This window comes from Aquitalea sp. FG25, assembly GCF_057809375.1.
Genome location: NZ_JBMDJV010000003.1, coordinates 233,457 through 244,028 on the forward strand (window position 1 = coordinate 233,457; position 10,572 = coordinate 244,028).

At 52.4% G+C, this 10,572-nt stretch carries 17 protein-coding genes; 11 read left to right on the forward strand and 6 right to left on the reverse strand.

Features of this window, described 5'->3' with window-relative positions:
- Window positions 1-9 precede the first annotated feature (9 nt).
- The 6 genes from ACODR9_RS04775 (at window position 10) to ACODR9_RS04800 (ending at window position 2,677) form a co-directional block, all read left to right on the forward strand.
- Complete coding sequence (locus ACODR9_RS04775; protein ID WP_488807900.1) at window positions 10-327, forward strand: hypothetical protein; 318 nt, start codon at window positions 10-12, stop codon at window positions 325-327.
- A 65-nt stretch (window positions 328-392) separates the two neighbouring features.
- Window positions 393-734 (forward strand): hypothetical protein, encoded by a 342-nt coding sequence (locus tag ACODR9_RS04780; protein ID WP_488807901.1) that lies wholly within the window; start codon window positions 393-395, stop codon window positions 732-734.
- 156 nt (window positions 735-890) lie between these two features.
- Complete coding sequence (locus ACODR9_RS04785; RefSeq protein ID WP_488807903.1) at window positions 891-1,550, forward strand: hypothetical protein; 660 nt, start codon at window positions 891-893, stop codon at window positions 1,548-1,550.
- Between the two features lie 100 nt (window positions 1,551-1,650).
- Window positions 1,651-1,890, forward strand: coding sequence for a hypothetical protein (locus tag ACODR9_RS04790; RefSeq protein ID WP_488807904.1), 240 nt, complete (start codon window positions 1,651-1,653; stop codon window positions 1,888-1,890).
- A 65-nt stretch (window positions 1,891-1,955) separates the two neighbouring features.
- A complete protein-coding gene (locus tag ACODR9_RS04795) occupies window positions 1,956-2,153 on the forward strand; it encodes a hypothetical protein (protein WP_488807905.1) in 198 nt (65 codons plus the stop codon).
- 164 nt (window positions 2,154-2,317) lie between these two features.
- On the forward strand, window positions 2,318-2,677 hold the full coding sequence (locus ACODR9_RS04800; RefSeq protein WP_488807906.1) for a hypothetical protein: 360 nt from the start codon (window positions 2,318-2,320) through the stop codon (window positions 2,675-2,677).
- Window positions 2,678-2,974: 297 nt separating this feature from the next.
- Here the strand turns inward: ACODR9_RS04800 and ACODR9_RS04805 are convergent, their stop codons facing one another.
- From ACODR9_RS04805 to ACODR9_RS04830, 6 genes are all read right to left on the reverse strand, one after another.
- Window positions 2,975-3,382: a hypothetical protein gene (locus ACODR9_RS04805; RefSeq protein ID WP_488807907.1), complete on the reverse strand. Its 408-nt coding sequence runs from the start codon at window positions 3,380-3,382 to the stop codon at window positions 2,975-2,977.
- 122 nt (window positions 3,383-3,504) lie between these two features.
- Window positions 3,505-4,122 carry a hypothetical protein gene (locus ACODR9_RS04810; protein WP_488807908.1) on the reverse strand — a complete coding sequence of 206 codons (618 nt, stop codon included), beginning with the start codon at window positions 4,120-4,122 and terminating at the stop codon, window positions 3,505-3,507.
- Window positions 4,123-4,181: 59 nt separating this feature from the next.
- Window positions 4,182-4,823, reverse strand: coding sequence for a hypothetical protein (locus ACODR9_RS04815; RefSeq protein ID WP_488807909.1), 642 nt, complete (start codon window positions 4,821-4,823; stop codon window positions 4,182-4,184).
- Between the two features lie 100 nt (window positions 4,824-4,923).
- Window positions 4,924-5,778, reverse strand: coding sequence for a hypothetical protein (locus ACODR9_RS04820; RefSeq protein ID WP_488807910.1), 855 nt, complete (start codon window positions 5,776-5,778; stop codon window positions 4,924-4,926).
- A 50-nt stretch (window positions 5,779-5,828) separates the two neighbouring features.
- Window positions 5,829-6,584 carry a hypothetical protein gene (locus ACODR9_RS04825; RefSeq protein ID WP_488807911.1) on the reverse strand — a complete coding sequence of 252 codons (756 nt, stop codon included), beginning with the start codon at window positions 6,582-6,584 and terminating at the stop codon, window positions 5,829-5,831.
- Between the two features lie 41 nt (window positions 6,585-6,625).
- On the reverse strand, window positions 6,626-7,624 hold the full coding sequence (locus ACODR9_RS04830; RefSeq protein ID WP_488807912.1) for a DUF6012 family protein: 999 nt from the start codon (window positions 7,622-7,624) through the stop codon (window positions 6,626-6,628).
- Between the two features lie 415 nt (window positions 7,625-8,039).
- On the opposite strand from ACODR9_RS04830, the gene ACODR9_RS04835 reads away from it, so the two are divergent.
- The 5 genes from ACODR9_RS04835 to ACODR9_RS04855 all read left to right on the forward strand — a co-directional run.
- A complete protein-coding gene (locus ACODR9_RS04835; protein WP_488807913.1) occupies window positions 8,040-8,288 on the forward strand; it encodes an AbrB/MazE/SpoVT family DNA-binding domain-containing protein in 249 nt (82 codons plus the stop codon).
- Window positions 8,282-8,602, forward strand: coding sequence for a type II toxin-antitoxin system PemK/MazF family toxin (locus ACODR9_RS04840; protein ID WP_488807914.1), 321 nt, complete (start codon window positions 8,282-8,284; stop codon window positions 8,600-8,602). The genes ACODR9_RS04835 and ACODR9_RS04840 overlap by 7 nt, the downstream gene beginning before the upstream one ends.
- 39 nt (window positions 8,603-8,641) lie before the next feature.
- On the forward strand, window positions 8,642-9,130 hold the full coding sequence (locus ACODR9_RS04845) for a hypothetical protein (RefSeq protein ID WP_488807915.1): 489 nt from the start codon (window positions 8,642-8,644) through the stop codon (window positions 9,128-9,130).
- An 877-nt stretch (window positions 9,131-10,007) separates the two neighbouring features.
- On the forward strand, window positions 10,008-10,226 hold the full coding sequence (locus ACODR9_RS04850; RefSeq protein WP_488807916.1) for a hypothetical protein: 219 nt from the start codon (window positions 10,008-10,010) through the stop codon (window positions 10,224-10,226).
- A gap of 36 nt (window positions 10,227-10,262) precedes the next feature.
- Window positions 10,263-10,572, forward strand: a 310-nt coding sequence (locus ACODR9_RS04855) for a hypothetical protein (RefSeq protein WP_488807917.1), incomplete at its 3' end; no start/stop codon positions are given.

Here is a 10,572-nt window from a genome sequence, read left to right on the forward strand (position 1 = left end):
AGGGCTTCTATGTTTAAGAAATCGTCTTTGCATCCACCGCCTGAGGTGCAGAGTTTTATTGAGAAGTTCGATGAATTGCAGCTCGTTGAGCCGTTTCGTGCATTTGGCGCTTTGGTCATCACTACATTCGCGGTGGCTCTTAAAGAGAGCGGCTTGCCCGTCGATCGTGAGCATTTACTCCGTGCCATAGAGACTCAGGGCGCTTCAATTCCCAGCGACAATTGCAGCCCCGATGTACAGGTGTGTTTGGACAGTATTCGCATTCACAACGCACTGCACTTTCAGCGGGTCGTGGTTCATGCGGTGTGTGCGATTAGCACGCCTTAGCTTACTGTCAAAAGGGTTGCCATGAAGTTCATGAAATTTTCGGCCGTGCATGCAGAGGACTTTCAATGACCGTAACACGCTTCGAATCGCTTCTTCAGCAGGTAGGGGGCGCGATTACACGAATCAAAGCGGCCCATCCGGAGCCGGCGCACGTTCAGGATCGCGTGCCCAATGATCAGATGGTCACCTTCCACAAGACCCGTGCCGCTGCATGGCTTGCCCAGGCCAAAGAAGCAGACGCCTTGGCCCGTACAGAGATGGACGCCGGCAATGCGGAACTGTCCAAGGCGCTCAACGAGTGGAGTGGGCGGCTGACCACCATGGCCAGGCACATGGAAACATCCGAGTACAAGGAATGGCTGCAGGGCAGGCAGAGGTATCTGGATGCCGAGTCCTCGACTAGCTGATTGACCGAACAAGCCCCGCAGATGCGGGGTTTTTTGATATAAGTCGATCCGGATCGTACATGTAAACGTGCTAGAGCAGGTATTTGTCATTTTGCGTTCCCGAATCCGGGACACATGAAGCCACTTTAATGCGCACCGGCATGCAAGGATTTCGCCATGTTCAAGAGAGCAGTTGTCGCAGTGTTACTAACCTCCATTTCTTCACTTTCGCTGGCCGAAGACATTCAGCCATCACCTGAGTTGATCAAGTTTTCTGCCTATGTTTCGGCGGTGGCCAGGACTCTGACTCACAATAAACCGCTGGTTGTGAACAATGAGTGGAAGAAAAACGAAGAGGTCATTGCATACAAGAAATTCACACCGATAAAACGTGCTGCAGGGATTTTTGCCTTATTCAAGCTCCAGGATGATTTCGATAAAGTATCGCTACCTCAACTGGCAACAAATGCGGATCAGCAGAAAATCAGCTTGTTCACTCGACGAAATACCTTCATTCAGTATGCGGATATTCTCGGGGATACCGTTCAAGATGCAGTGGCGAAGGAATTTCTTTATGGGGAAATTGCTGACCTGACCGATGTTGTAACAGGCAAGAGTACTGTAGATGCGTACAAAATAAACAGCAGCGCCAGGCAAGACCGCGTCATTGTCTTGCTGAACAATACTTCGTTTATTACTGATGTAATTAAGCTCGAAGAAGAAAACAAGGGGAGTGGGAAGACGGTTGCTACCTTGGGGAAAAAAGCCTACCTCATAGGGCTAAATCAAAGCTGCCGAACAGGCATTAGTTTCTGTCTGAAGGCACTGGGAAGGTAGGTGGGCAGGTTATCACAAGCCAGTTGAGTCCTGCCCTGATTTGCTTACCTCGCTGCAAAAGTTAGAATATGCCACAACAATTACTAATCAGTGAGTAGCGATGAAAACCACAATTGATGTAACAATTATTGACACCCCCAGTAACCAGGTTCGGGGGATGGTGACGGCCTTCGCTCTTATCAATGGCAAGAATAAGCGAGTAGCGCATGCGGTCTTGCTGACTGATCGCCCTGCTGAACTCACGATTGAAGTGCCGAAAAGGCTCAGCCTCGATGAGGTACGCACGGTATCTAATGTGCTTGACCAGTTTGTAGCCAAAGTTGTGGAGAACGGCGGTTAGGACGGCAACGCTTTGCCATGGACTTGAAGGTGAGTCAAATACAAACAGGGAAGGGAATGTAGAGCATGGATACACTGACAGAACTGGATGCCAAGGTAAGCGCCAGAAAGCGTCGAGGTGTCGTCATGCTGGTCGATCTCGGTATATCAGTGGTGCTTTCAATGGCCGTTCTTGCTAAGTATGGGGTGGTCCCTGCAATTGCAGCGATGATTGCCACCACGACTGTTTTCCATGTGCTCTGCAAGCGACTCGACTTGAATTAGAAGCACCACACCGTTGCGGAACAAATCAGGTTGGGGCATGACTTGGCTGTAAACACTTCTACATGATTTATCCCAAAAAGCGATTTTGTTGGTAGGCCCGGTATAATCCCTGCCTGAACTGAGTCTGAGCGCTTTCTGCTCTAGTTCACTGCTGGGTAGGCAGCTTGGAAATCGTTAGCGAGATCAATACCAATCAACACACTGTTCACTGCCGTGTAGGCAGCTTTGCAATCGTCACCGCACTCACTCAACCCCCCGATCTGGTTCACTGCCGCGCAGGCAGCTTGGAAAAACTACGTTTATCTGCTGTTAATGGACTTGCTGCTCACTGCCGGGAAGGCAGCTTGGAAGATGTAAGTACCCTAGTGAGTCAGCATCCAGCATTCTCACTGCCGGGAAGGCAGCACTACTTGTCCGGAATTTGTCGTAGTTCTTCGGACATAACTCATGTGCCAAATGTAGGCTTGGTCATGCGTTTTCATGATGTGCCAGAAAAAGGGTTTTTCAGTGCAAGGCCGGTATAATCCTTGCCTGAACTGTGTTTGAGCGATTTCTGCTCTAGTTCACTGCTGGGTAGGCAGCTTTGAAATGGCCCAGGTATCTGGTTAGCAAAATGATGGCGTTCACTGCTGGGTAGGCAGCTTTGAAACCTCCATGCGAGGGGCTTTGTCTTTGAACTAGGTTCACTGCTGTGTAGGCAGCTTAGAAGTCAGGGGTTGAATTTTTCCAGATTTGTACCGTTGCATTTAGGGTTCTCTGCCGCGTAGGCAGCAAAAAGCCCCGCGAACCCGGGGCTTTTGTTTTGGGCTGGCAAGGGCTGATCAGAGGCCGTAGCGCTTCATTTCACGCTTGTAGTCAGTAGGTGTGATGTCCGACTTGATGAAGCCGGTGAGCAGCTTGGAATCGCGCATGGTTTTCCAGAAGGCACGCACGTAGCTGTCAGCCATGTTGGTGACCACCGGCACAATCTTTTCGCTCGGATACTCCTGATGAAGCCAGAATACCAGCGCTGCGGCGTAGTAGCGCCGGCGATGCGTCTCGGCCACTTCTATTTCATGCATGTGCACACCACTTGGCATGACCGTGATTTTCCCCTTGGCCACAATGTGGGTTGAGGTCGGATCCGTTACGACCAGGTCGTAATCCTCGTTCCCCTTGTACTCCATCTCAACCGTGATTTTCGGCAGAGCGCTTTGAGGCGCGATGAGAAACTTCAGATGGTCAACCATGTGCATAGGCATTTCCTGTGAAGGATGGACGGTCGGGTCGGGCAAGGCTGGTGTGATTACAGTGCAATCAGACGGTCAGCCGCATCCCATGCCCAACCTGAAAGTGTGGTTAGTGGACCAGGCTAGCTGCGCCATAGGGCTTCGTGCTCATGGAAGTCACTTGGTATGCCATGCGGAGAAGGAACAACAACACCGACAGCGAAGTCGGGCGGGGCCGGCAGGGAGGCATCTTGTCCGCACATGCTGCTGCAGCGAATTTGTTCCGGATTACCCTCGCACGAATGCTCTTGAGGGTCTATTTCCGGCGTGTAGCGTTCACCCTCTTTGGCGCAACCAGGAGTGGTGAACAGCTTTTCCACGATGTTCTTGTCTGCGTAGACGCCAGGGCGCGATTTAAAGGGCTTCAGCGCGTCGGATAGGCCCTTGCATGTCATGGCTGTAGAAAGCGGCGCTATGGCCGGTACGTGGCCGTGCAAATGGGCAATGTACTGCAGGGCAGCATCGCATGCCGAAATCAGGGAGTGAATCGGGCTGGTGTCCACGTTGTAATGCTGGCGAATCAGCATTGCTTGGTTCGGGTCCCGGCTCATCTTGTCTACGACGTAAGCTGCCATGGCTGCAGATGCAGACGGGTCATTGGCCACGTCCATGCTAAAGAATATGGGGGCCTTGTATTTCGGCGGCTCAGAAACTGCAGCTTCGTCTTGCAGACCGTGCGGGTCTTCTTTTTGTTGTTCCATGGTGATGACTAATTGCTGGGAGGTTTACGGGCCAGCTAAACGGTATTTTCTTCAGGTTCTTATTTTGGGGCGACGGGTGTTTCAGGTTCGTTGAACGCCCGATCTTTTTGCACGACAACCATAAACTCATAGATTCTGGTCCGGCACAGTCCATAACCTAAGATGCCCGATTTCCCGACCGGGTTCTTGTAGAGGACAGCGCCAGTATTCTCATCTACCCACAGCTGGTGGCCATGGGCTTGAACGGATTCACCATTCGAAATTTGCTGGGCAATTGTATTGGCTTCATTCAGTAGGCGCTTCAGGTGACCGATGTCGATCATGTCAGCGACTGGGTTGAATGCCAACTGTTCTTCAGCCAGGGCTTTCTGCCTTTTCAGGTACGAACACCACTGTTCATTGTCGTGGCCAGGCACCTTGTCACTGATCAGGTAGAGCAGGCTTTGAAGAGCGCCCTGCAGGTAGTGGGCCTCAAGGCCATGGTGGTTCAGGAACAACGGGGGGAGCGGTTCAAATGCCCCGCCATTGTTCGTCGTGAACGCGAACCCTTCCTGCATGGCCAGGCTCAGTGCCTTGTCATTATTGCTATGGCTGATCTGCTCCATGCCCTCAATCGGCGCGAATGAGCGAGAAGCACCAAGAAAAATCCTTGCTTCCAGTCCTCTGAGCGGGGGTGCCGATTTAAAGCCAAGCCAGTCCATTACGCAGTTTGCATTCCAAATGAGCCAAATGACCGCGTGCATTATGCCATTGCAACGCGATTTGATTGAGGTCTTTACATATTCACTCTGCTGATTTGAATCAATTGTTTCGAAATCCGATGTCCGGCGCTTCGCCCTTGGCCGGCATCAGGTGCAGTGTACCTTCATGGGGGATGAAGGTACGGCGTACTTCGTTCTCCAGGCATTGAGCCATGGCCCAGTCAGCAACTTGGGCGGGATATTTTGCCAGACCATTCATCATGGCCACACACAGGATGATGGCCAGGTACGGCACCCATAGTGCTGGATTGACCGGCACGAAGAAGCCATGGGAAAGGATAAATGGCCCACTGGTGAGCAGACCCACGATCCGCTCGGAGTCAGAAAACATCTGGTAGGCAATGCTGGCGACAATGACATAAAGGCTGACGGTGCCGGCCACGAAACTGAACAGATGGGACATGAAGCGTGGGAACCACATCAGGAAGGGAGCCATGCTATTTGCCGTGCGCAGCAAGCACCCAGCCAATTCTGAGTCCTGAATACGACGGAAGTCGTCATCCACCCACAGATCCCACTCTGCCGTGCCAGTCGAACCGTGATCGCTGGTGTTGGCAAACAGAACGTCTGCAGCACTGAATAGGCCACCTTCCTGTAGTTCGCGAAGGGTAATGTAGCGGGCATCCCCATGGCTCATGGCGTCTTTCAGGGATTCGCAAGTGTGGTACGCGCTGTTGCTCCAGTAGAAGCCATTGGCAATGCCGCCAGATATCGTACTCACACCAGCAACGACCATCACCAGCAGTGGCCCGAATGAGTTTTGCAGCACCAGGGGCAGAATGATTGCCCAGAGAAGAAGCATGGCCACCATGCCGATGGTTGTTCCAATCAGGAAGGCGCTCGGGCTACTGCTCAGCCCCGTGTTCTCAATGTGATCCGGTTTGTTCGTGCTCATTCGGGTTACCGCTAATGATGGATGGTCAGTGCTAGTGCGCTGGTGTGGCCTTATTGGCTGGAGGAAGACTGCAGCTCGCAGGCTTTTCCCGGACGTGCCGGCCAAACATTAATGCGGCCTTCAATGGGGCACGACAGGATGCTGCGGATGCGCTGATCGCATGCACGTTCGAACACGTTGATGAAGCCCAGACGAGGGAAGTAGTTGACCCCCATCGCGGTACACAAGAAACCACCCATCAGGCCAACATCACCGAAAAACAACACGATTCCGATGATGTCATGCGGGGTTGCCGGGTGCAGAGCAAGGTAGTTTACGTTTTGCAGGAACCCCTCTTGGTCGCCAACGTAGTAGGCCAACACCAGCCAGAAGCCAATGGCAGGAATGCCGACGATCAATTGGGAAATCAGGTTGCAAGCGACTGTCAGAATGTTCAGCCCTTGCTGGCCATAAAGGCGACCATCGAACGTTGTCTGCAGCAGGATCTTGGCGTACGTGGCGTCATTCATTTCGCACTTCATTTCGCGGTACGTGACACCGTTGATCACGACTTCGACCTTCGGGCTGCTGGTCCCGGCCGCAATGCGCGCTTTCAGCTGGTGTTCGAACGTGGCCAGCATGCCGATGCAGAACAACGCCAGGGGCGGGGTCTGGACGATAAATCCGAGCCAGGACACATGGGTATGGTTCCACACCAGAAAGAAGCTAGTCAGTGCAGAGATCAGCCAGAAGATGGCAGATTGCAAAGGATGGGCCTTGTGGAACGGCAGCAGCAGGCTGAAGGGAGAGGTTTTCTGTTGGGTCATATATTCACCATGTGTGTGAGGGTGGGGTTTGATGGACACGCTTAAGAAGTCGTAACAGGGTCCGCAGGGGCGGACTTCTGAAAGGCGCAGATGAGTTCGGTGGGGAAGAGGCCATATCGCCCCATGATGTCCCAGCCCTTGTCGTCGATATCGATCAGGTCGTCGGCGTCCAGGGTGAGGTCATCCGAGATGTAAGCCGAATCGTCCGCCGAGATGACATTGCCCCATGGCACCCAATCCGCGATGAGGCGACCATCGCGGTAAAAGGACAGATACACGTCGGGGTAATCAGAGAGGCTTTCTTTCCGGTGGCGTTTGTAGCTGCCCGACACATCAGGTTTCGGGAGCATGGAAATCGACAACTTGACTGTCAGCCCATTGGAAATCTGGAAGGAGTTTTCAGGCACCTGCACGATCTGGGCCTTGAATGCATCGGCGATGTCTGGAATGCGCCGATCTGCGCTGGCATGTTGGGACAGGCGTTCTGGTTCAATCGTATGCTGCAGGAAGCGCTCGACACGCAGAGCGATATGATCGCCCGACATGTAATCAATCACTTCCACTGGCTTTTGCAGGCCACCGAGGGCGTGCGGCACCAGGTCCATGCAGGGCTGACGATACAGCGGCGCTTCATTCTGGTACGCATCGGGGAATCGGGGTTTCCATTCCGTGCCGTGCCGGGTGTACCACATGGTCATGTCACCGCTCACTGCAGTGAAATCATCATCCAGCACCTCGTACTCGGTTATATGGGTACGCACATCGCCATTGACAATCCAGCGGGTAATCACCGTATAGGCCGGCAGGAATCCATCGACATCGATCAGGAATCCATCGACATCGGGCAGGATGCCGCAGATTGCCTTCTGGCCCTTTTTGCGGCAAACGACCTCATAGCGCTTATTGGGGTAGGGCCGGCCGATGGTGATGTCTTTGTCGCCCACCAGATGCACCCCACACTCAGGGATGGACACATCCAGGATGGACAGGCTGAACTCATACTTTGCTGAGTAGAACTTCGGGATGATGTGAATCAACATTCTGCTTTCCTTATCGACTGTGCAAGTGCGCTGGTGCGGCTTACAGGTTTCGGTTGATCCGCGCCGAGAGCCACCCAACGCCAGGGCCGTGGAAAGCGCGATTACCGGACCATCATTCTGGAACATCAGTCAGAAGCGGAAAGCGGGGTAAAAGGGTAGTAACTAGGTGTTCTCAGCAACGAGATAGCTAATTGACGGGATCATTATTTACGGCAGTCGATGGGCCGGGTGTCGATCTTGCTGGGCCACCAGGACACCGAGGTGACTTCACCGTATATCCAGGTCGAGAAGAAGATGCTGAGGGACAAGTACGAGCATGCGTTGCAAGATTGCTTAAGTAGACACAAAGTAATAACATTCGCTCGACATGCCAAGCCGCACGGATTAACATTGTGCTTACATTGAGGAGCAAGACATGAAGGCCGCTCTTAGGAAAATGGGCAACTCGCAGGGGGTGATTATTCCCAAGGCTTTGATCACCCAGTTTGAATTTGAAGGTGAGATTGAAATGACGGTTACACCGGATGGGATCATGCTGGCCAAGCCAAAAGAGCAAGCCAGGGCTGGTTGGGCAGCTGCAAGTCAAGAGCTTGTGGCAGCCGGTGACGATGGTCTGGTCTGGCCTGAGTTTGGCAATGAAGGCGACAAGGAGCTTGCATGGTAGTGCGTGGCGAAATCTGGCTGGCCACACTGGACCCTACAGTGGGGAGCGAAATCCAGAAAACTCGACCTTGTGTAGTCGTGTCGCCCGCCGAAATGCACGACTACCTGCGAACCGTGATAGTCGCACCGATGACAACGGGCAACAAGCCTGCGCCGTTCCGCATCCCGGTGACGTTCCAAGGCAAGAAGGGCCTGATCCTGCTCGACCAGATGCGGACTCTGGACAAAGCTATGCTGGTCAAAAATATGGGGGCTGTTAGCAGTGAGACGCTGACGGCCACGCTCAAAACGCTGCAAGAAGTTTTTGCTGAGTAAAACCGGAAAATTCCATTTACATCTGTGAAAGGGCTTCGCATGAAAGCCTCTGAATTTGCTAAAACGCACTCCGCTGACCATGACTGGGTCGGTCTGATGGATGCACAAGGGCTGGACGTTCCCGTCCTCATGCCAGGTCGAAAAGGAATGTATGGCGATTTCCGTGCTACGGTGCAGGGGCATTACCATAACGGGATGTACAACGTACAACTCCCCGGAGGTCTTGTTTGCATTGCTGGCGCGGATTTCATTCCGGACCCGAAGCTGCCGCGTAGCCAGGTAATTGCTGACATCGACGCCAAGCTTCTTGCGCTGGGCTACCGCATGGAGCCTTCTCTCGGCGCTTTGGATGGCTTTGGCCATTCAATTATTGACATCAATACTGACGAAATGCCAGAGGACTATCCCGAGGCCGAAGTCCTGAAACTTGCCTTCCAATGGGATGCATTGAATGATGCTCTTTTTGATTCCAATGAGGAATTAAAAGAGGCAGCAGAGTTCATTGCCAACATCGATATGGATGCATAGTTAACTGGACACCCCCCCCGAGCGGCTTTTGTTGACGGGGGTCTTTATTGGGCGGCACAGGCAGGCTGCGAAACTTCGCATCTGATTCGTAAACTCGACTGGTTTTGACATTCCAATGTCCTGTGGCAAAGTCGTTTTCATCATGTTTACTGATTAAGTTCTCACCGAGAGCACTATTTTTCAAAATCACTGCTGTCGTTGAGATCAAAGTTATTTGCGGAAAAGGAAATTGAGTATGCCGAAAACCCACTTCAAGATTGCTGGGGAAGACTGCCGGAATCAAGGTCAGACCGAGTATGAGTACACGCACCAGGCGGCGTGCGGCTATGTTCGTGAGCGCGTGACCGCAAACGCCGACTCTGTAGATTGCAAGTTGTGCTTGCGATCAGACCACATGGCCCACTACCAGGCGATCAATGGGAATCTCTCCGACTCTCAAGGGTGCTACTAGGCAACGCGGCAAATTTTCTAATCATTAGCCACATTTCTGGCCGCGATGTCATCGACTCAAAGACGTAAATTGAGCAAGCTGGATAAGTACTAAGCAAAAGATCGGAAGAGTAAATGAACCTAATGACCCCCGAAGAGCTTGAGCATGTACTGACAAGAGACTTCCCACCCAACGCCAATTGCTGGAGCCAAGCAACTGATGAGGTTAGAGATATGTGCAGGGAAGCACGAATTCTTGCGGACGTGCCGGATAGTGACGCTTTGAATTTTCGTGCACTCTCCAGCCCAGCTCAATGGAATAGCCAAGGCGTCGCTGCCATAGTCAGGTGCTACAAAATGTTGGATTCAACGAGGCAACAGCAGTTTTGTGACCGGTTCGAATCTTGGTTGATTTCAGAGTTGTAACTTACGGAAATGGAGCACTAGCATGGTTGCTTTGACTGACCTGATTTGCGCTGAGAGCCAAGAGGAGTACAACGAGCTGCAAAGTCAGTTTCGTGCCCAGCAGGCTGCAAAACCGTCCGATTCTGAAGTACTGACCGCCTTCATGCGCGATTGCGTTGATGAAACCGGCAATCCGCTGCTTGGTAAGAGCGAATACGCCATTCTCGACGGTGACAAGATCGTCGCCAAGAAACTGAACTGACACCCCGGGGGACGCCGCGGATAACCAGGAGTCGAGATGCCCTCGAATATAACCATTAGAGCCCTCGAAATGGCCGAGTTCCAATTGCTTGGTTTCGGCCAGGCGAGAGCTGGCTATAGCGTAACTCAGTTAGCTGAAAGTATGAAGCTGACTGCAGATGAATGGCTTTCACTGCGCGGTCTGCCACACCTGTCAGATGCAGATAAGCAAGAGCTTGATGATTATTTCGCCATGCTGAACCAAAGCAAACTGACTACTGAAGAAAATCCTGAAGAAATTTCATGTTTTAAGGGGTATGCGGAAAAACCTGTTGGTTTTGGGCCTGAAGCCTACTTGTCACAATCAC